Annotated in this window: 16 protein-coding genes; all 16 read left to right on the forward strand. The window is 51.3% G+C overall.

Features of this window, described 5'->3' with window-relative positions; translation table 11 throughout:
* The first annotated feature begins 651 nt into the window (after positions 1-651).
* The 16 genes from MHH57_RS05045 (at position 652) to MHH57_RS05120 (ending at position 22,281) form a co-directional block, all read left to right on the forward strand.
* A complete protein-coding gene (locus tag MHH57_RS05045) occupies positions 652-4,677 on the forward strand; it encodes a DUF5695 domain-containing protein (RefSeq protein ID WP_342434895.1) in 4,026 nt (1,341 codons plus the stop codon).
* Positions 4,678-4,811: 134 nt separating this feature from the next.
* Positions 4,812-6,110: an alpha-glucosidase/alpha-galactosidase gene (locus MHH57_RS05050; protein ID WP_029514790.1), complete on the forward strand. Its 1,299-nt coding sequence runs from the start codon at positions 4,812-4,814 to the stop codon at positions 6,108-6,110.
* Between the two features lie 13 nt (positions 6,111-6,123).
* Entirely contained in the window at positions 6,124-7,950 is a 1,827-nt protein-coding gene (locus MHH57_RS05055; protein WP_342434896.1) for a sensor histidine kinase, read from the forward strand.
* A 16-nt stretch (positions 7,951-7,966) separates the two neighbouring features.
* A complete protein-coding gene (locus MHH57_RS05060; protein ID WP_342434897.1) occupies positions 7,967-9,556 on the forward strand; it encodes a response regulator in 1,590 nt (529 codons plus the stop codon).
* Between the two features lie 123 nt (positions 9,557-9,679).
* Entirely contained in the window at positions 9,680-11,035 is a 1,356-nt protein-coding gene (locus MHH57_RS05065; protein WP_342434898.1) for a sugar ABC transporter substrate-binding protein, read from the forward strand.
* A 33-nt stretch (positions 11,036-11,068) separates the two neighbouring features.
* A complete protein-coding gene (locus tag MHH57_RS05070; protein ID WP_029516046.1) occupies positions 11,069-11,974 on the forward strand; it encodes a sugar ABC transporter permease in 906 nt (301 codons plus the stop codon).
* Positions 11,971-12,897 carry a carbohydrate ABC transporter permease gene (locus tag MHH57_RS05075; protein WP_209950065.1) on the forward strand — a complete coding sequence of 309 codons (927 nt, stop codon included), beginning with the start codon at positions 11,971-11,973 and terminating at the stop codon, positions 12,895-12,897. The genes MHH57_RS05070 and MHH57_RS05075 overlap by 4 nt, the downstream gene beginning before the upstream one ends.
* Positions 12,898-13,064: 167 nt before the next feature.
* A complete protein-coding gene (locus MHH57_RS05080) occupies positions 13,065-14,174 on the forward strand; it encodes a Xaa-Pro peptidase family protein (protein WP_342434899.1) in 1,110 nt (369 codons plus the stop codon).
* 68 nt (positions 14,175-14,242) lie between these two features.
* Positions 14,243-15,766, forward strand: coding sequence for an Ig domain-containing protein (locus MHH57_RS05085; RefSeq protein ID WP_342434900.1), 1,524 nt, complete (start codon positions 14,243-14,245; stop codon positions 15,764-15,766).
* Positions 15,767-15,812: 46 nt separating this feature from the next.
* Positions 15,813-17,021 (forward strand): FAD-dependent oxidoreductase, encoded by a 1,209-nt coding sequence (locus MHH57_RS05090; RefSeq protein WP_342434901.1) that lies wholly within the window; start codon positions 15,813-15,815, stop codon positions 17,019-17,021.
* Positions 17,018-18,019, forward strand: a complete 1,002-nt coding sequence (locus tag MHH57_RS05095; RefSeq protein WP_209950062.1) for a proline racemase family protein — start codon at positions 17,018-17,020, stop codon at positions 18,017-18,019. The genes MHH57_RS05090 and MHH57_RS05095 overlap by 4 nt, the downstream gene beginning before the upstream one ends.
* A 63-nt stretch (positions 18,020-18,082) precedes the next feature.
* Positions 18,083-18,970 carry a dihydrodipicolinate synthase family protein gene (locus MHH57_RS05100; protein ID WP_342434902.1) on the forward strand — a complete coding sequence of 296 codons (888 nt, stop codon included), beginning with the start codon at positions 18,083-18,085 and terminating at the stop codon, positions 18,968-18,970.
* A 15-nt stretch (positions 18,971-18,985) separates the two neighbouring features.
* Entirely contained in the window at positions 18,986-20,422 is a 1,437-nt protein-coding gene (locus tag MHH57_RS05105) for an aldehyde dehydrogenase family protein (RefSeq protein WP_069010325.1), read from the forward strand.
* Positions 20,415-20,729 (forward strand): (2Fe-2S)-binding protein, encoded by a 315-nt coding sequence (locus tag MHH57_RS05110; RefSeq protein ID WP_081317514.1) that lies wholly within the window; start codon positions 20,415-20,417, stop codon positions 20,727-20,729. Before MHH57_RS05105 ends, MHH57_RS05110 begins: the two co-directional genes overlap by 8 nt.
* Positions 20,726-21,061, forward strand: coding sequence for a (2Fe-2S)-binding protein (locus MHH57_RS05115; protein WP_029516055.1), 336 nt, complete (start codon positions 20,726-20,728; stop codon positions 21,059-21,061). Before MHH57_RS05110 ends, MHH57_RS05115 begins: the two co-directional genes overlap by 4 nt.
* Positions 21,058-22,281 carry an FAD-dependent oxidoreductase gene (locus MHH57_RS05120; RefSeq protein ID WP_081317515.1) on the forward strand — a complete coding sequence of 408 codons (1,224 nt, stop codon included), beginning with the start codon at positions 21,058-21,060 and terminating at the stop codon, positions 22,279-22,281. Before MHH57_RS05115 ends, MHH57_RS05120 begins: the two co-directional genes overlap by 4 nt.
* Positions 22,282-22,315 lie beyond the last annotated feature (34 nt).

Here is a 22,315-nt window from a genome sequence, read left to right on the forward strand (position 1 = left end):
ACATCTTTATTATGCAACAGATGACAAAGCGATCGTTATCCCGTTCGTGCCAAATGTTTGCCTAATCCTCTCACTACCACCTATTTAACAGATAAATATGGACTATAATCGAACTTTAAAGAATGACGGCACGGGGAGGATCAAATGTCTGAAAATAATCACTAAGCAGCAAATACCCCATACCCTATCCCAGAAATTCTTTACATACGCAGACTCCAAATTCTACCTTAGGAGCGAATCTATTAAATAAATACCTTCGCATCTGGAAAACCCAACGTAACGATTCCCCACTACAGCAACTCAAATTAAATTTCTCAATTTCACGGTGTCCGTTTGTATAATCTGATCACACCCCGATATATCTAAAAATGCCTCCCTTGCTCTCTATCTAAATTTCCTGTCTCTCCATCCTCTGTAATCTTAATTCAGATAAATCTGTCGTAGCTTGGTTGATTGCCGATCTAACAGTATCCCTCTATTAGGTTGAAATCCTATATAAATCGGTTGAAAATGTTGATTTTACCAATGGACAAGGATTTGTACAATAGAGTTGTAGCGCTTACATTTCCAAGGAGGTTGCGGCGAAATGAAGAGACTTCAGCTGATTGGCAAACAAATCAGGACCCCGAGATCCAAAAGGAGGCCGTGTTGATGAAATTTAAGGGAATATTGGCTGCATTTTTGTTTTTAACCACAGCGTCTGTGTTGTTTGGGACGCATACGGCAGAGGCCCATGAACTATCCAATGACAAGCTGACGATTCAGACAGGCGAGCATGGCGAAATTTCATCCATACGTATCAAGGGAGATGCTTTCCCGACAGAGTATGTGATGAACGCAACGGTAACACCTGAACAGAATACCGCAGATCATCAGTGGCTAGGGGAGCTGATGTTCACGTACCGATTGGATGGAGGCAGCTGGACGAAGGCATGGACGAACAAGTCGGCAGACGCACGTAAGATCACAACCAGTGGGAACCGTGTCACTGTCACGTACGAGAATTCTACTCATGCAGAAGGCATACGCAATTTTAAAGTCATCGAAACGTATTCGGCAGAGTCGAATGGTTCGGTGTTGTGGAATATACAGGTGCAGAATACAAGTGGGAAAAAATTGGAGATTGGCGATTTCGGTTTGCCTCTGCCTTTTAATGAGCAGTGGACCAACGGTGATGCGATCTACGAAACTAGAGTGGTGACGCATTCCTTTGTCGGCAATAACAGCTCCTACATCACAGCTGGTCGTCCCAGCGGCATTGGTTCTTCCCTGCTGCTAATTCCTGATTCCACAACGGGTGCGGGCTTTGAGTATCAGGATCACTGGCGGGATGAGGAGCATCCGGGCAGTAAATGGGCGTGGAACCCGGCTAACGAAGGCAAATGGCTGGAAGGACTCAATGTATTTTATATTCATTCCAATGTCATCAAGTCCACCAACCGGGGGTATTTGCCCAATACAAGCCTAATCCTGAATCCTGGTCAAAGCAAAAACTATGGTTTCAAGTTTCTGGCGGTGAAGGACGAGCATGATGTAAAAGATACGTTGTACCAAGAAAACTTGGTGGATACAACAGTCGTACCGGGTATGATCGTGCCTACGAATCAAAAGGCGAAGGTGGACCTGCGCTCCAAGCAGGCGATCAGCAAAGTAACCTATCCAGACGGAACCGCTATTCCGCAGACGGATAGCAAGGCCGGAGGACATTACATTTATGAACTGAAATTTACTAAGCTGGGCCCGAACTTCATAACGGTAGAATACGGCAACGGCAACAAAACGGTGTTACAGTTCTATGCCATCGAGCCGATTGATCAAGCGCTGCAACGGCATGCTACATTTATGGTCGACAAAACCCAATGGAATGTACCGGGTGATCTGCGCGACAAGGTATTTGACGATTGGATGATGCATACCAAATCCAAACGCAACATTTTCAACGGCTACTGGGGCTGGGGAGATGATTGGGGTCTGACCCACGGGCAGTTCCTAGCTGAGAAAAACACACTGTCTCCAGTCGCCAAAGAGGTGCGGGCAGTAGACGATTATTTGGAGACGGCGATCTGGACGAATCTGATGAACGGACATCATGAGGATTATTTAATTCATGATTTCTTGATGCCAGAGCCTAACGATACACCGACCTATCGAGGGTATGCGTATCCGCACGTATACAACACGTATTTCAGCATGTACAAGATTGCCAAGGAATACCCGGATCTTGTCACTTACAAGCATCCAAAGGAAACCTATTTGCTGCGGGCGTATAACATTTTCAAAGCATTGTATGAAGGGCCAGTCGCGTACAACTGGGAAACAGGTTTGATGGGCGAACTGACCACACCGGATATTATTCAGGCACTTCATGATGAAGGCTATGATGATGAAGCGAATGATCTCAAGGAAAAAATGGATCGCAAATATAACAATTTTAAAAATACAAAGTATCCTTACGGTTCTGAATATAGCTATGACAATACAGGGGAAGAGGCTGTATATACGTTAGCCAAACAGAATATAGATACAGAGGGCGAGCAAAGCAAAGCCCTGGAAATGATGAGTAAAATTAATGCCAAAACCCGTGCGGCACGCGGTCACATGCCCGTATGGTACTACTACACCGATCCGGTGACGATTACCGGGGAGAACTGGTTTAACTTCCAGTACACGACTTCGCTTGCTGGATATGCGATGGATGACTGGATTCGCCATCATGAGGACAATCACCGTGAGGAACAACAACGGTTGTCCTATGCAGCTAAAATTGCCAATGTCGGAGCGATTAACTCCGGGCAAATCAGCTCGGACCCTGAAAACATCGGGGCGGTCGCATGGACGTATCAAGCGGAAAAAGGCAATAACGGCACGAACGGCACTGGCGGCGGTAAAAATGTTCCGCTTTTTAACGGCTGGCGCGGCATGAGCGGCGAGGCTGATCTCGGATTGTTCGGTGCGCTCAAAACGTTAAGTGCTGATATCGCAATTGATCCTATTTTCGGATTGACGGGCTACGGTGCAGAGGTGAGCAAAAGCGGCAACGTGTATACGATCAAGCCGCTGGATGGCCTGTTCAAGCGCATCAATCTGATCACGGAAAAGCTGTATATCGAGCTGGAAAAGGACCAATATACAGAAGCCAAGCTGGCAACTTCCAAGGATTACGTATGGCTCCAACTGAAAAATCAAACGCCGGGTCAAGCCCATTCCACGTACGTTACATTTGACGGTTTGAAAAAAGGAACGTATTTGGTTAAAGTAGGCGGTCAATCACAAGGGAAGTTTAATGCGTATGCGCCTTCCAACAAGCTTAAATTGGAGATTGGTACAGCATCCTCCTACATGGTAGAGCTGACATCGACCACACCTGATCCGAACAAAGCACCTGTCGTGGATGCCGGCAAAGATTCGAAGGTAAAGCTGCCGGATCAGATCATTCTGAAAGGCACGGCTACGGATGATGGGCTTCCGCAAGGAAAGGTGACAAACGAGTGGAGTCTGGTTGAAGGACCACAGGACGCGAAGGTCACATTCAGTAACAAAACATCACTGCGCACAAAGGTGGACGTTTCCGAGCCGGGAACGTATGTGTTCAAGCTGACAGCCAGCGATTCTCAGTTGTCAGCGGAGGCTAAAGTAACGGTGGTAGCTGAACCGGCGGCTCCGTTACTTGAACAGCTCGCAGTTTACAAGTTTGATGAAACAAGCGGTTCTGTAGTTGCGGATTCATCAGACAGCGGCAATGATGCTGCCGTGAAGGGAACGGCTGCCTGGGCTACGGGTAAAACAGGCAATGCTGTCAGCCTGAACGGCAAGGACAGCTATGTGCAGCTTCCGGCGGGTATTGTCAGTCGGGCACAGCAATTGACCGTATCCGGCTGGGTCAAAGCGAACAGCCTGAGCGATTATGTGCGGATTTTTGACTTCGGCTCCGGGACGAATGAATATATGTTCTTGACGCCTAAAGCAGGAAATACCATGCTGTTTGCCATTACCAACCAAGGCAACGGGCAGGGACAGGAGCAGACGATTGAAGGCCCTGTACTGCCGACAGGCGTATGGAAGCATGTTGCGGTCACGCTTTCGGGCTCCACAGGTATCTTGTACGTGGATGGAAAAGAAGTGGGACGCAATACCAACTTGACCTTAAATCCTATCAGTCTGGGTCAGACCAAAAATAATTTTATCGGCAAATCTCAGTACCCTGATCCATATTTCAATGGTCTGGTGGATGAATTCCGTATCTACAGCCGTGCTTTGAATGCAACCGAGGTGGCAGGTCTGGCCTCCGGTACAGCACAGAATCTGGCGGCAACTGAGAAAATCACCGCGTTAAAAGAAGTAAATGTAACGACTCATGTCGGTGAAAAACCCGAACTGCCAAGCGTCGTGGAAGCTACGTATGGAGAAGGCTCCACTAAATGGGTGGCTGTGGAATGGGAGGATATAGCCCCTGCACAATATGCTGCTCCAGGTTCGTTTGAATTGAAGGGCAAAGTAGAGGGAACAGAATTGAAGGCAATTGCGAAGGTAACCGTGATTGAGGCAGGGGTTGCGGCTCCAGCGGTAACTCCGGTTAGCCCGAAGACTTTAGTAACCCCACCAACTACGACATCCTCGGTAACATCTGCCTTACCGCCTCGACCTGTCAGCTCCGCTAAATCAGCGGGGGTATTCTGAATGGGCGGCAACAACGCATAGTCATGACTAATTTTTCCCATCGTCACTTTCCTCCTATAAAGGGGAGAGTGGCGGTGGGTATCCTTGCATTTGGAGTGCAAAGCTGCGAACAAAATGTGAATGGGGGATAAAGTATGAGCAAGATTACATTTCTGGGTGCAGGCAGTACGGTATTTGCTAAAAATGTGCTTGGCGATTGTATGTTGACGCCTGCTTTGCAGGGCTTTGAACTAGCGTTGTTCGATATTGACCCCGTAAGGCTGAAAGATTCAGAAAATATTTTATCCAATTTGAAAAAAACAACAGGGAGCACCTGTGTGATCCGCTCCTACACTGACCGCAAGGAAGCACTGCGTGGAGCGACTTATGTGGTAAATGCCATCCAGGTGGGCGGCTATGATCCGTGTACAATTACGGATTTTGAAATTCCAAAAAAATACGGTCTGCGCCAAACGATTGCCGATACGGTCGGCATTGGTGGCATTTTCCGCAATTTACGCACGATTCCGGTAATGCTCGATTTTGCGGCAGACGTGCGTGAGGTGTGCCCGGATGCTTGGTTTCTCAACTACACCAATCCGATGGCAGTGCTGACGAATGTAATGAACGTTTATGGCGGTGTCCGTACGGTAGGGCTGTGTCATAGCGTGCAGGCGTGTATACCGGAGCTGTTCAAAAGCCTTGGGCTGGAGCAGGAAGGTGTAAAGGCAAAAATCGCAGGCATCAATCATATGGCGTGGCTGCTCGAAGTGAGCAAGGATGGTGTAGATTTATATCCTGAGATTAAAAAACGAGCCGCCGCTAAACAGCAGGAAAAGCATCATGATATGGTACGCTTTGAAATGATGCTAAAATTCGGCTATTACATTACAGAATCGTCCGAGCATAATGCGGAATATCATCCGTATTTTATCAAACGGGCATACCCTGAGCTGATCGAGCGCTTCAATATTCCTTTGGATGAATACCCGCGCCGCTGTGTGAACCAGATTGCACGATGGGAAACGATGCGTGAGGAGCTTTTGGGCGATCAGGATTTGCGTCATGAACGGTCAAACGAGTATGCCTCTTATATATTTGAGGCGATCGAAACGAATCAGCCTTTTGCCATTGGTGGCAATGTGATGAACACAGGCTTAATTACCAATCTGCCGAAGGAAGCCTGTGTAGAGGTACCTTGTCTGGTGAATCGTAACGGGGTTACGCCAACCTTTGTCGGGGATTTGCCACCCCAATGTGCTGCACTGAACCGGACGAATATTAATACCCAGCTGTTAACGATTGAAGCTGCAATCACCGGGAAAAAGGAGCACATTTATCATGCTGCTATGTTGGACCCGCACACGTCCGCAGAGCTGTCCATAGATGATATCGTTTCTCTGTGTGATGACCTGATCGCAGCGCACGGGGAATGGCTCCCACCCTATGTGTAAGGGAGACAGATGAATGGGAGGCCGGGGTCGTCAAAAGTTCGCCGGGATTCCTACAATCCGTGGGAAATTTATTGTACTGACGCTGGTACTCACCGTCATTCCGATGGTGGTATTGACCTTTACCTTTTACCAGATCGCGGCCCATTCCATCGGTGAGAAATCAGAAGCATTAGCTATGCAGTCTCGGCAAATGAGTGAAAATTACGTCAATGCGACGCTTTCCGATTTGAATGACCTGACCAATGCCATTCTCAGCAATCCTGACGTGCAGTCTATGCTGGAGACCAAGCCGGAAGATGATTATGAATATTTACGGAACGATGAAACACTCAGTATGGTTGTCCGTACGCAAACCCAGACCAAGCCGTATATCACGTCCTCTCTCATATATGCCGCCAATGGCGGGCTCAAGCATTCTCTCTATCAGGGGAATGTTTCGGTCCGTTTTGGCGGCCTTCCTACATTAGAGGAAGCACATGTGTACTATCGCCGCCTGCTCGCCGAGCGGCCTATGATGTGGATGGCTCATTCGCCGTTTGAATCAGGACGCGGGATGGCGAGGGATCGCATCTATGTGGGGAAGCTACTTCGAAAAACGACTGGAGATTACGCACCCCTCGGATTTTTGCTGCTGGAAATTGACAAGGCCAGTCTGTTTCGGGGGCTTGCTTTTCATGAGACAGACGGCAATACCCAGATGTGGGTGCTGGATCAGGAGGGCGAGCCTGTATACCGATTGCCGGAGCAAAGCGTTGCGGATCAAGCGCTATTGCGACAGATTGCTAAATCGGCTGTGGATAGGCCAGTGCTTACGAAGGACTGGAGAACATGGAACGGTCGCCAAACGATGATCTCTTACGGCCCGTTAAATGAAGGACAATGGACGCTGCTGCAGAAAGTCGATCAGTCCGTGCTGTTCGAGGATGCGCGAAAAATTGGTGCCTGGACCATCTGGACTTTTCTGGTTGCACTGATGCTGGGCTGGATGCTGTCTTATCGGCTGAGTGACACGATTCGTCGTCCCTTGCTTCAATTGAGCCGATTAATGGCGGTCGATGGGAGTGTGAGTGCTACAGGCTCAGCCCAAGCTTTCGAAGCTCCTACTTCCGTTGTTTTTAATCCTAAGGATGAGGTAGGGCAGATCGGGGAGCGTTTTCTTCATATGATGCAAAAAAATCATGAACTGTACGATCAGGTCTACGAAGCGTTGCTGTCGCGTAAGCAGGCTGAGTTCCGCGCGCTTCAGGCGCAGATTAATCCGCATTTTTTGTACAACACGCTGGAGTCACTGAAGGGAATGGCATTGGCGAATGGGCAACGGGATATGGCAGAAGTAATCGGTGCCTTCGGTAAATGTTTTCGCATTTCACTAAGTTATGGCCGAGAGCAAATCAGTTTGGGACAGGAAGTTGAGCATGTAAGCGCCTATGTGAAGGTGCAGCAGTTCAGGTTTAGGAATTCGTTCGAGTGGATTTGCGAGGTAGAGGAGGATATTTGCGGATTTTATGTCCCCAAACTAATCCTCCAGCCGCTCGTCGAAAATGCTATTTACCACGGTTTAAAAGGGCGCACCGACCGTGGCTATATCATGTTATCCGGTACAAGGGAAGGGGATATGTTGCGTTTGACGGTCAGTGATGATGGGGACGGTATTGGAGCCGAGCATCTGGACGATATTCGGAAGTCGCTGGAAGCGGAACGGGGGAGCGCTATTGGCTTTGGGCTGCGCAATGTGCATGAACGTCTTCGGCATTATGGTCCGCAATATGGACTGTCCGTGACAAGCGAGCCGGGTCAGTACACCTCGGTTACCTTACTGGCACCCATTCGAACTGAATAAGAAAGGGGAGAATGGCATGTACCGGCTGCTGATTGTGGACGACGAATATCATATTCGGGAAGGACTGAAGCTGATGGTGGCGGAAAGTGGCCTATCAGTGGAAGTCAGTGATGTGGCGGGGGACGGCGCAACGGCATTACGTTTGTATACGGAGCAGCGACCGGACATGGTTTTACTGGATATTAATTTACCGGATATGAGTGGACTGGACGTAGCAAAAACCATTCGGGACAAGGATCAGCAGACCCCGTTATTATTCCTGACAGGGTACGAATCTATGACGTATATTCGTCAGGCAGTCTCGCTTCAAGCGGTCGATTATTTGCTCAAGCCGGTGACCAGCGAGGATTTCGAAGCGGCATTGAGCCGGGCTGAGGATCGTATTGCGCAATGGCGAAGAAGCGAGGAGGAAGCGATTCACCGCCATCGTTCATTGGAGCCATTGTACAGGGAGCATCTACTGCTGGATTTGCTCCAGCAGCGGCGTCCTGCAGCCGAGGTCATTCGGGAGATGGACGGGCTGAGATTTTTCGGCGAGACGAGTGGGCCGCCTTATACCGTGCTGTGTTGCGAGCTGGAGGAGGCGTCGCAGCAGGAAGCAGCCGCTAGCAAGTCACACGGTTCCATACATAAAAACAGCCATGTATTCGCTGGACTGGCTGGGGAGGCTGCGGCAGCGACCGGGGCGAAGGCGCACAGTGCAGCGGTTTCGCGCGATCGGCGTGTTGTGCTGCTGGCGACGGCATCTTGCAGGGCGGCGGAGCGGACGGCACAGCAGATTCGGCAGGCCGTGCAGGAACGATTGAGCCAGGGCGTGTCCATCGGGATTAGCCGTCCTGTACAACGGATGGAGCAACTTCCCGAGGCGTATGAGGAAGCCGTGCAAGCGGCGGAGCATCGGGGGTGGGTGGGCTATAGCCAGATCATCCCCTACGAGAGCATTCAGGCGGCCGAGCCAAACAGCAGTCAATTACTGGAGAAGGAACTGCTGATGATTACGGAAATTCGAGCCGGTAATGATGCTGCCGTACATGCGATTTTACAGGAATGGTCAGGACAGTTGGCAGGGTTGCCTGTCAAGCAGGTGAAAATGATTGTCACTCAGCTCGTGCTGTTCGTCATGCGGATCGTTCAGAGTGATGCATTCGTAGGACAAACGTCCATGCAGGAGCAGGACCCGTTGTTGGAGCTGTCCCGATTACGGCATGGGCCCGAGATGATTGATTATGTATCGCGCTATTTTGTCCGGGTGGGTCGTCATGTCCGAGAATCACGTGAGAAGGGCATTCCACGCAAATTCCAACGCGCCAAGGAATGGATTCGCGAGCACCTTCAGGAGGATGGCGGGCTGAACCGTCTTGCAGAGTACATGAATATGAGCCCCAAGTATTTGAGCGCTCGTTTCAAGCAGGTTACAGGTGAAAGCTTCGCAGACTACCAGACGCGTGTTCGCTTTGAGCGAGCCCGAGAACTGTTGCTGGACCCGAATCGCAAGGTAGCAGAGGTAGCGGAGGTTGTTGGATTCACAGATACGAACTATTTTAGCATTGCCTTTAAAAAGCATACCGGACTGACCCCGACGGAGTTTCGTAAAACATTTTTGTAAACGCGCTGTTAAAAAAATCATACCAAAACAAAGAGAGTCTGGAGTCGTTGGGTGGTCGGCTCTGGGCTCTCGGCGCATAATAGGCTTGTAAGGAGAAACCAGTTCAGGAAGGGGCCGGTTGATTTGCTGAAACGAAGGTTACGGACATGGATGGCTCTCGTGATGACGGTGATGTTGACAGGGCTGACGGCTTGCAGTGGTAACGCTGGCGAACCGGCAAATCCCAATGCGGTCGAACTCAAGTTCATGTACTGGGGAAGCAATGACGAGAAGCAGGCGATGGAAAAAATGATTCAAAGCTTTAATGCATCCCACCCGAACATCCGGATGAAGGGCGAGCATGTCCCTGGTGACTACACGACGAAAATTAATACGTTAATGGCTGCCAATCAGCTTCCTGATATCGCCTACCTGGGTGATTCGCTCACGATGAAATGGGCGAGTGAAGGCAGACTTCTGGATTTATCCTCTTATTATGACGAATATCCCGAATTAAAAAACAAGCTCAAATCCTCCTATCTCTATAGCGAACCCGGCAAGTCTATCGGCAATTACACCGCATTGGAAGTGATGCAGTTATTTTACAACAAGGAGTTGTTTACAGAAGCAGGGGTACCCGTCCCTCCGGCTGATCCAGAAAAAGCGTGGACATGGGATGAATTCCTGGAAATTGCCAAAAAGCTGACCAAGGATCAGAGCGGCAAGCATCCGGGAGACAGTGGATTTGATCCGAAAAATATTGTGCAGTACGGCTTTGCCTTCGGCAATGACCGCAGCTCCTGGGGACCGCTTTTGGCGAGCAACGGCGGAGGTTTGACTGACAAAACGGGCAAGAAGTACACCCTGAACAGTCCTGAGTCGGTGGAGGTTTTTCAGAAGCTGCAGGATCTGGTGTTCAAGGAGCATGTTTCTCCTGATTTGATCCAGCAGCAGGACATGCCGTCTAATACGATTCGTCTTCAGACGAGGAAGGTCGCGATGGTGGTGGACGGAACCTGGTCCCTGCTTGATTTTTCGAACAACAAGCAGCTGCAATGGAGTATCGGCGTTCTGCCGAAGCTAAAAGAGCCCAAAACGATGATTGTTGCGGGAGCCACGGTCATTTTCCAGAGCACCAAGCACCCGAAGGAAGCGCTCGAATTTTATTTGTACCATAACAATCCCGAAAAGGTGGATCTGTTCAAGTCCGGTCTTTGGATGCCTATCGAGGAAAAATACTATACCGATGAGCAGGCTATCCAGTCATGGACCAACAATGCCGCACATCCACCGGAATTTCAAAAGGCTGGCATTGAGTATGCCAGAGATTATGCGATCAAGCCGTCAACTTCGACCCTTCGCAACTGGCCTGATATCGGTTCCAAGCTGACCCCGGGGCTGGATCTGATCTGGACGAACAAGAAGACGCCGCAGCAGGCGCTGGATGAACTGGAACCTATCATTCAGCCATTGCTTCAAGGCGTATACCCGGATGAATAATGCGGCGGGACAGCTGCGAAAGGAGAACAGCCCATGAAGCGACCAAAATCAGGAATGATGCGCATGGAGCGAAACTGGGGTCTGCTATTCGCGCTTCCTGCCATCCTCGGATTAATGATTTTTACAATTGGACCGATCGTGGCCTCGTTCGTATTCAGCTTAACCAATTGGACGATTGGTGGACAGATGACCTTTATAGGATTGGATAATTACCGAACCATTTTGACCGAGGATGCTACCTTTTCCCAATCCATGTTCGTGACCACATATTATGCACTGGGCAGCGTACCTCTCGGCTTGGCGGCGGCTTTTATCATTGCGCTGTTATTAAATCAAAAGGTGAGGGGGTTGTCGGTGTTTCGTACGATTTATTATCTACCTACTATTGTACCGAGTATTGCTAACACGATGTTGTGGCTGTGGATGTTCAACCCGGATTTTGGTCTGTTAAATTCGCTGCTGGAGGGCGTTGGACTGCCGGGGAGCAAATGGATTTATGACGAGAACACTGCAATACCCTCGCTGATCATGATGAGCACCTGGGGGATCGGGAACACGGTCATTATCTTTTTGGCGGGACTTCAGTCGGTTCCCACTCATCTGTATGAAGCAGCTGAGGTAGACGGCGGCAATAGGTGGCATAAATTTTTTCACATTACCATTCCTTCGATGACACCAACCATTTTCTTCAATCTGGTCATGTCTTTAATCAGCACCTTTCAGGCCTTCAATCAGGCGTATGTTATGACCAACGGGGGACCTAACAATTCAACGTTGTTCTATGTGTTCTACTTGTGGCGTACGGCCTTTACGGAGACTAAAATCGGCTACGCCTCAGCTCTGGCTTGGATCTTATTTTTCGTCATCATGGTGCTTACCGTCCTGATTTTCTCCACGTCCAAAAAGTGGGTTCACTATGAAGGAGGGGAACGTTCATGAATCAGGTCACTTCTTCTGTCAATTCTTCAGAAACACCACATCATCCGCTTCCACAGCCTGAACGCTCCCGTAGTCCTGCTACCCCCACCCGTTCCAAACCATTCTCAATCAGCCGTGTTGTACTGTATATCGTTTTAATGATAGGCAGTGCGTTAATGCTGTTGCCATTTGTATGGCTCATTCGTAGCTCTCTGATGGGGACATCGCAAATTTTCGTGTTCCCGCCAGAGTGGATACCCTCTCCTTTTCAATGGAGCAATTACCCGGAAGCGCTGACTTCAGTACCGTTCGGCAGGTATTTTATGAATACGTTCATGATTGAGGTGTGTGTGCTGGCAGGAGTGATGTTGACCTCGATTGTGTCGGCGTTTACCTTTGCCCGCCTGCGCTGGCCTGGACGTAATCTGATTTTTTCCCTGCTAATCGGGTCGATGATGTTGCCTTACGCGGTGACGTTGATTCCCACTTTCGTCATGTGGCGTGAGCTGGGCGGGCTGAATACATTTTTGCCACTCATTGTTCCTGCATGGTTCGGTGGAGGGGCATTTAACATCTTCTTGATGCGACAATTCATGCTGACGATTCCACGCGATCTGGACGAAGCGGCTTATATGGACGGAGGTACGCCTCTGACTGTACTATGGCGCGTCATTATTCCTTTATCTTCGCCTGCATTGATCGTGATCGGAATATTTACATTTATTGATGTGTGGAACGATTTTTTGGGCCCGATTATTTACTTAAGTGACGAAAAGCATTTTACGCTCGCGCTGGGGCTGGCGACTTTCCGGGGATTGAACAATACCAACTGGCCTTACCTGATGGCGGCTTCCAGCACGATTTTGGCTCCGATCGTCGTGATATTTTTTATAGGGCAGCGTTATTTTATTGAAGGCATCACATTGACAGGGATTAAAGGCTAAAAGGAAGCCGTGACGCGTTGGTGTATTTGAAAAAGAGACGGAGAATTGGACGCAGGACTTACGGGAAAGACGGCAGCGAGAAGAGTATACATGTGTTCAAAAGCAAGTGGAGAGTGTGGGCTAAGACATATGCCTTGAAAAGAGATGTGGAATAAGGAGGCGTACGAGTGAAAGAGGAAGACAGTCAAAAGACAAAACCGTTACAGGGTGTTCCTGGCAGACTGGCCCGGTTACGCTCGGAATTATCGGCTCTTGGGATAGATGCACTACTTATTACACATGGGCCTAATCGAAGATATATGACCGGATTTACAGGCTCCGCTGGAATTGCGCTTGTTACACAGGAAGAGGCCTTTTTAGTGACGGATTTCCGCTATATGATGCAGGCAACAGATCAGGCAACGGAATATTCAGTGATTCGGCATGAGGCGCAAATCTTCCAGACCATCGCTGATCTCACAAGTAAGTTGGGGGTTCGTAGACTGGGTTTGGAGAGCAGGCATGTCTCACTTCAACAGTCGGGACAGCTTCAAGCCGCGCTGGGCTCGTTGGAGTACGTGCAAACGGAGGATGTCATTGAACGGCTGCGCGATGTGAAAGACGAAGAAGAGATTCGCACCATTAGCGAAGCTGCGCGTATTACCGATGCCGCCTTCACGGAGGTACTGAATTATATTCAGCCTGGAGTTACAGAGCGGCGGATTGCGGCGGAACTGGAATATCAGCTTCGGCTTGCAGGCGCGGAATCAGGCGGTTTTGCGTTCATTGTCGCTTCAGGTGAGCGTTCGGCGCTACCGCACGGACTGGCCAGTGACAAAGAAATTGGACAGAACGAGTTTGTCACGATGGATTTTGGCGCAAATGTGCGTGGTTACCTATCCGATATCACGCGTACCGTATTCGTAGGCCAGCCCTCAGAACGACATGAGAAATTGTATGCCATTGTGCTGGAAGCAAATATGAAGACGATTGCAGGACTTCGTCCCGGCTTAAGCGGTCGGGAGGGAGACAGTCTGGGGCGGGATGTGATTGCCTCTTACGGCTATGGGGAGCAGTTTGGTCACGGGCTGGGCCACGGTTTTGGTCTCGAGATTCATGAGCAGGTACGGCTGTCCCGCGAAAGTAAGTCGGTGCTCGTACCGGGTCATGTCATTACCGTGGAACCAGGCATTTATATTCCAGGCTTCGGTGGGGTTCGGATTGAGGACGATGTGCTGATCACAGATGACGGTGTCAAGGTACTGACCTCTTCGCCTAAGGAGCTGCTTTTGTTATAAAACGCAGTCGCGCTATAGGTAACTATCATCGTTTGCAAGTCATTCAAAAATGAGATGGAGGGAATCAAATGAACACGCATAAAAGACACACCAAAATATGGCTGACTGCGCTAGCGGCTTCTCTCATTGTGGCTTTGGCACCAGTTATTCCGGGTCAACAGGCTTATGCGGAGGCGGAGTCGGATGTAAAAGTCATCGACATCTTTAGTCGGACGGTAAACGATTATGGTATAGATCTGGTTGATTGGCAAGGATATCTGGCCAACCCGTATGTGAAGCTAAAAGTAAAACCGCCAGCGGATGCTGCTTTTCCGTTAACGGTTACGTTAAATGCGCAGGGCACGTCCCGGCTGATGATGGATTTGCCAAGTACGCTGTCGGCGCAAGGTGCAAGCAAAACGCTGACTTTTGCCAATGCCCAGGAGGAAAAAGATTTTCGGCTAGCCATCCATCCTGACCGGATTGGAGGAAACGGTGAAATAGAGAACTATACGCTGTCTATGTCCGTTGCCAGAAATGATGGTCACACGACTACTCAGTCCATTCCGATTCGCGTGTTGGATCAGGACGATAATAAAGAGCCCACAGTTCCTCTCCATTTTGACTACAGATTCGATACGATCAAGCCTTATTTCAATGATGCAGCTACCAAAAAAGCCGCAGAGCTGGCGGTAAAGGACTGGTTCTATTTCTTTGATCTGGCTCCTTTCGATGAGGTTCCTGCCAAAGCGGAGGTAAACCATCTGCCAGGAGACGACTGGCAAAATGAAATACAGGTGACAAATGATAAGCCCTACAAAGGCATGTGGGTGTTTATGAGAGGGCTGAACGGGCCGTATTCTACGGGCTTTCCAGCCACGAACGGCAATTATCATACACGTAACGGTGTGACCGTCCCGGGGAACCTGAACCGTTCCTATAGTTTGATACTGGATTTCTATGATGATGCGATTCCATTCACATCCGTAGACGATGAAGAATGGTATCAATCCGATCTGTCCAAGGTGACGGATGTGCATGGGCTGATCATGCATGAATTTGGTCATGCGATTGTGTTCAGCGACACATTCCCGGGTGTCAAAGCATTGAAGGAAGCGGCGGGCAATGATCCGGATATTCTGGCTTATCAGCACAGACCAGCTGCATTGGATGACAGCTATCATCTCTCCGGAGAGCTTGCAGAAGTCGACAGATTGAGCGGACAAAATGGAGGCTGGCGCCATCTGTTCCCGACCCGGCGCTGGATGAACACGAAGCTTTCGCTACTGGTAGCAGAAAAAGCGGGCTGGCCGCTGCGTAAGGACCTGACTCCTTTCCTCGCGCCAGAAATCATAACGAAGCAATTGCCAGCACCCGTCAAAGGCAAAGCGTACACGGCCAAGCTGGAGGCCAAAGGAGGCGTTCCGTTTTACGATTGGACGGTGACAGGCGGTCAACTGCCCGCAGGGTTGACACTGGACCGTTTTACAGGAACGATTAGCGGAACAGCAGACAGCGGAGCAGGGAACAAGACGTATAACTTCACCGTACAGCTGCGGGATTATGATGAGCTGAGCAAGCCTGTGACACAAAGCTTTACGCTCAAGCTGTAAAGAATACCTCACAAGCAGATTAAAACGGTCGAAGGGAGGGAAGCGAATGAAACATGATGCCGCGGATCTGGTCATTGTAGGCGGCGGAATCATCGGTACAGCCATCGCTTATTATGCAGCTAAGTCCGGTATGAAGGTCTTGCTGGCTGAGCGAGGGGAGATTGCTGGAGGCACTTCGTCCCGTTGTGATGGCAATATATTGGCAATCGATAAAGAGCCCGGATTTGACAGTCGAATGTCGTTGGTATCGCAGGAGCTGGTGGCAGAGCTGGCTAGGGAACTGGAGGATGAGTTTGAGTATCGTGCGCCTGGCAGTATTCTGGTCTGTGAAAACGATCAGGAGATGCAAGCGGCTGAGCAGTGGGTAACCCGTCAGCAGCAGGAAGGACTTCCGTTTCGCATGCTGGATCAGCAGGATTTGCGACAGGAATGGCCGCATTTAGCGAAAGATTTGCCGGGCGGACTGGAGTGCGCGACAGATTCCACTGTGAATCCGGTGTTGATGACGTATGCACTGGCCGAGGCCGCGCGTCGAATGGGAGCCAAGTTATTACCGCGCATGCCGATACAGTCCATCCTTCAGGACGAAAGGGGGAACGTCCGCGGGGTGGAGACGCCTAATGGCGTTATCCATGCAGGTGCAGTGGTATTGGCGGCAGGTGTGTGGACACGCCGCATCGGTCATTCACTCGGTTTGGACCTTCCGATCATGCCGCGCAAAGGACATATACTGGTGTCTGCCCGAATGCCTTCCATTGGGAACCGCAAGGTAATGGAGTTCGGCTATCTGATGAGCAAGTTTGGCGGTCAGCGGTGTGTGGATGAGCTTTATGAAAAATACGGTGTCGCGTTGGTATTCGAGCCAACCGCATCTCAAAACATTCTGATCGGCAGCAGCCGTCAGTTTGTCGGTATGGACACACGTGTCGATCAGCAGGTGATTCGCTTAATCGCCCGCAGAGCCATTCGATTTTTCCCTGATTTATCCAATGTACCACTGATGCGGGCGTATACCGGCTTGCGTCCATGGACACCTGATCATTTGCCAATTGTATCAGCGGTGGACGAAGTACTGGGGCTGTATATCGCTTCTGGTCATGAGGGGGACGGCATTAGTCTTGCGGCGGTTACGGGTAAGCTAGTGACCGAAATGGTACGCGGTGAATCCACTTGTATTCCGGTAGAGCCGCTACGTTATGACCGATTTGGAGAGGTTTTTACCAGCCACGAGGTTCATGGGGAGGTAACAGGATGATCGTAGCAGGCAGAATTACTACCATTGATACCCATACGGGGGGCAATCCGACGCGAACGGTCATTCACGGCGCGCCTAAGCTGGTAGGTCGTACGATGCTGGAAAAAATGACTTATATGGCAGCACATCATGATGATTTTCGCCGTTTGCTGATGTTCGAGCCGCGTGGTCATGAGGTGATGTCAGGCTGCATTTTAACAGAACCTTGTCATCCTGATGCAGATATTGGTGTGGTCTTTATAGAGACCGGTGGCTATTTACCGATGTGCGGTCACGATACGATTGGAGTATGTACGGCGCTGATGGAGGGCGGACTGATTGCTGCGGATAAAAAAGCAATATTGCTGGACACTCCGGCAGGCCCGGTTCAAGTGCAACTGGAGGTGGATGCGGGCAAGGTGCGACAAGTAACGTTCACAAACATCCCTTCTTTTGTGTACCGCCGTGAAGTGGAGATTCAGGTAGAGGGCATCGGGCAAGTCACGCTGGATATTGCGTATGGAGGCAACTTTTACGGCATTGTAGAGGCGGCTTCCATCGGTCTTGCACTGGAGCAGAGCCATGGGGCAAAAATTGTACGAACAGCGGTGCAGATTCGGGAGGCGGTGAATGCGGTTGTTGAGGTCGTACATCCTGAAAATCCGGTTATTCAAGGATTGACACATATTGAATTTTACGGGGAGCCTGTGGCTCCACAGGCCGATTGCCGCAATGTCGTTGTCATCCCACCGGGAGGTATCGATCGTTCTCCTTGTGGCACAGGAACCTCGGCCAAGGTAGCGGTGTTGCACGCCAAGGGAAAACTGGACTTCAATGAGCCGTTTGTACATGAAAGCATCACAGGTTCCATGTTTCGGGCTGAAATCGTGGGGGAGACGCAGATCGGTCCTTATCCGGCAGTCATCCCACAAATTACAGGCTCGGCTTGGGTGACGGGACATCATCAATTTGTGTTGGATCCTGAGGACCCGCTTAAAGAAGGTTTTTTGCTGATGTGAGCATTTTACATCATTCCCGAATGCTGAATATGAAAATAAAGATCGGAAAGGGTTGGTAAGCATATGGCACGTTTTGAAGGTGTATATGTGGCCTTGGTTACACCGTTCACGGCAGAGCTGGAGGTAGACCATAAGCGTCTGACCGAGCTGTGCGAGCATCTGATTGCAAGCGGCATTAGCGGACTGGTTCCTACGGGATCGCTGGGAGAATATGCGGCTTTGTCCCCGGAGGAACGGTCGCAGGTTGTGCATACCGTAATTGACGCTGCGGCAGGGCGTGTTCCGGTTGTTGTCGGCTCGGCGGCTCCGTCCACCAAACAGGCGGTGCATTGGATTCAGCATGCGAAGGATGCCGGGGCTGCGGGTGTCATGGCACTGCCGCCCATTAATTACAATCCCCTGCCCCACGAGGTAACGGCCCATTATGAAGCATTGTCGGAGGTGGGCTTGCCGATCATTGCGTATAACAACCCCCATGATTACAAGGTTGACTTGACTCCAGATATTCTTGCGGACTTGTCGCGAATTGAAAATATCGTAGCAGTCAAGGAATTTTCCGGTGATGTACGGCGTATTCACGCTATTTTGGACCAGACAGAGCTGGAGGTCATGGTCGGAGTAGATAATCTGGCGATGGAGGGGGCATTGTTCGGCGCGACAGGCTGGATTTCGGGGGTGCCTAATGCGTTGCCCAAGGAAGGGGTAGAGCTGTTCCGACTTGCGCAGGCGGGAAATATGGCATTAGCGTCCGCGTTGTATCGCAAGCTGCTGCCGCTGTTCCACTATGATGCCAGCCCGCAATTGGTACAGTCCATCAAATATATGATGGAGCTGGCTGGATTTCCGGTCGGTCCGACACGTCCGCCCAGACTTGCGCTGCCGCAGGCGGATTATGACCGCATTCGCGAAGCATTTGAGGTGGCGGTTCGTCCAAGCGAAGTATCATCCTGAATGGAGGTGAAGACGATGGAGAGCCGAAATTGGATCGGTGGTGAGTGGCTGAGCCCTTCCGGCGAGGAAATGGTGGTTCACAATCCTTCGGACTTGAAGGAGGAGGTGGGAGTCGTCCATTTTTCAGAAACGAGCGATATTACACAGGCCGGGGATGCGGCACGGCTGGCTCAGGCGGGCTGGGCCGCTTTAAGTCCCGCAGCGCGGGGAGTTTATCTGTTCAAAGCAGCCGGTTTACTAGAGGCAGCATTACCTGAATTGGCTGAGCTGGCCAGTCGTGAGATGGGCAAGCCGATTACCGAGATGCGCGGAGAGGTCATGCGAGGTGTCCATCTGCTTCGGTACTATGCAGCAGAGGGCGTACGTTCCATCGGTACAGTCATTCCTTCGAATGAGCCGGGAGTGCTCCAATACACGAAGCGCATTCCGCTAGGTGTAACGGCTGTCATTACGCCGTGGAATTTTCCGGTAGCTATTCCGCTATGGAAAATCGCCCCTGCACTTTTGTGCGGAAACACGGTCATCTGGAAGCCTGCCGAACATGCTTCATTAACTGCAGTACGGGTCGCCGAGCTATTCGAGGCGGTGCAGTTTCCGCCCGGCGTACTGAACTTAGTCATTGGGCAAGGTAACCGTATTGGCGATGCCTTACTGGAGCATCCGGTACTGGATGCAGTCAGTTTCACGGGTTCTACCGCTACAGGTTTGGGCATTGCCGAGCGATGCGCGCGCCGTAACATGAAGTACCAGACCGAGATGGGCGGTAAAAATGCCGCCATTGTGCTGAAAGACGCGGATGTAGCACAGGCGGTGGCGATGATTGTCAGCGGGGCTTTCCGTTCAGCCGGGCAAAAATGCACGGCCACTAGTCGGGTGATTGTGGAACAGTCTGTCTATGAGACGTTCACGGAAGCCTTACGCCAAGCGGTGGAAAAAATACAGATCGCTCCGGCGCTTGACGCCGGTGCGTATCTTGGACCTGTGGCATCCGCAGGTCAATACGAGAAGGTCATGTCCTATATATCGCTGGCCCGCCGGGAAGCCGAGATTTTGGCCGAAGGTGGAGCCGCTGCCGGGACAGAGAACGGGTATTATGTGCGTCCACTGGTGGCGACTGGACTCAATTCGTCCCACCCGTTGATTCAGGAGGAGATTTTTGGACCTGTGATGGGGGTCGTGCAGGCGGACGACTTCGAGGATGCAATTCGACTGTGCAATGATTCTATTTATGGATTAAGCGCCTCTCTATTCACCCGCGATTTGCGGTTGGCTCATCGGTTTCTGGATGAGGCGAACGCCGGTATGGTTCGGGTTAATCAGGAGACGGCTGGTGTTGAATACCAGGCTCCGTTCGGCGGTCTGAAGCAATCCAGTTCACATACCCGGGAACAGGGCCAGGCGGCGCTGGATTTTTATTCAGCGATTAAAACCTGTGCGATCAGTTATGAGTAAGCGGATGACGGGACGAAGTGAGACGATCGGGTGCGCATCAGGTCATTTGCTCATATGTCGCTGTGAAGAAGTGAGTATCGCACAGATGGAGCAGGCTTGCCGCATGGGTATGGACACCGTGCGTCAGCTTAAAATGGCTACGCGGGTGACGATGGGGGCATGTCAGGGTAGGGTATGCCGACAATTGGTGGAGTCATGGTTTTACAATCAGGTTCCTGCTGCCCGCCGGGAGGCGGAGCTGTTATCGCAAAGGCCTCCCGTGCGTCCCGTAACGTTCGGGCAGCTGGCAGAAGGAGGTTCTTTATGAGCCGCACGCGTATTGTAAATCATCCTATTTTGGGACCAAAGCCGGAGCGGCGGCAGGTATCTTTCTTTTTTGACGGTCGTCCCATGCAGGGATTGGCTGGAGAACCATTGGCAGCAGCGCTGCTGGCCAGCGGTGTCCGTTTGCTGAGAAGGCATGAGGAATCCGGTACGGCCAGAGGCGTATACTGCGCCATTGGGCATTGTAACGAATGCCGCCTGACGGTTCATCCGTTCGGTACCGTCCGTTCCTGCCTGACCAAGCTGGAAGAAGGTATGGTGGTGGAAACCGGGCGGCAGCTTTCGAATGAAATCACAGGGAGAATTGTGACATGAATGAAATGGCGCATCTTATCGTCATTGGGGCGGGTCCCGCCGGATTGTCCGCAGCGGTATCGGCTGCTGAGCAAGGATTGCCAGTCACAGTACTGGATGAGTTTACAGAGCCGGGTGGACGTATGCCCGGGCAATATCATGAGGAAGGCAGTCAAGGCTGGTGGGTTGGAAAACACGTTTCGGATGAGCTGATTACCCGTTGCGGGGAGCTTGGGGTGGACATTCGCTGCGGCGTTTCCGTGCATGGTATGGAATATACAACAACGTGGGAAATTTCCACTTCCTGTGGATTGTTCACTGCGGATTACGTATTGCTAGCGACTGGAGCTGCCGAAATTCCCGTTCCGCTGGATGGCTGGACGTTACCGGGCGTCATGTCTATCGGGGCCGCACAAGTAATGACTAATGTTCATTACGTTAAGCCGGGGGAACGCGGCATCATCGTAGGCATGAACGTATTGTCGATGGCGATTGCCCGCGAGCTGTCTGTCGCCGGGGTGAAGGTGGCGGCAATTACACTGCCGTGCGCTAATCCGCTGGCTGGTGCGGCGGCAGATCCGACAGCCTCCGCGAAGCTGCTGCTTCAGCTGTCGGGGCTAGCTCCTGCCGCCTGGATGCGTGCAGGCGGCAGGCTGGCAGCGGCGATGCGGATGGAGAAACTCATCGCGTGCTGCTATCCCCACAGAGGCTTCCGTCTGTGGGATATCCCGATCCGTTTGCGGACAGCGGTGCTGTCCGTCAACGGCCAGGACCGGGTCGAATCCGTGACCCTGGTCCACGTTAAACCGGACGGCTCGCCTATTCCCGGCAGCGAGCGCGTCGAACCCGCCGACTTCGTGGCGCTGAGCGGCGGCTTGTATCCGCTCGCCGAGCTGGCGGCGGTAGCCGGGTGCAAATTCGTGTACAGCCCTGAGCTGGGCGGGCATGTTCCACTGCATGGTGAGCGAATGGAAACCTCGCTCAAAGGGCTGTACGTTGCCGGCAATATTACCGGCATCGAAAGCGGGGTGGTCGCGATGGCCCAAGGTCGATTAGCCGCCGCTTCCGTGCTCCATGCCGCTGGACTCGGCGGAGCAGGCGGGGAACAGCGGGTGCAGGAGGCGATCCGTGAGGTCCATTTTGCACGGAAGCATGCGCTGATTCAGTTTCATCCCGGCATTACAGAGGCGAGAACGCAGCTGTACCAGCAGTGGGGGCAAACCTTTGGCAGCGGCGCGTAACGGCTCGTTGTGTTTGATATGCGTTTTTTTGTCC

The organism is Paenibacillus sp. FSL H7-0442, from assembly GCF_038593105.1.
Classification (GTDB): Bacteria; Bacillota; Bacilli; order Paenibacillales; family Paenibacillaceae; genus Paenibacillus; species Paenibacillus polymyxa_D.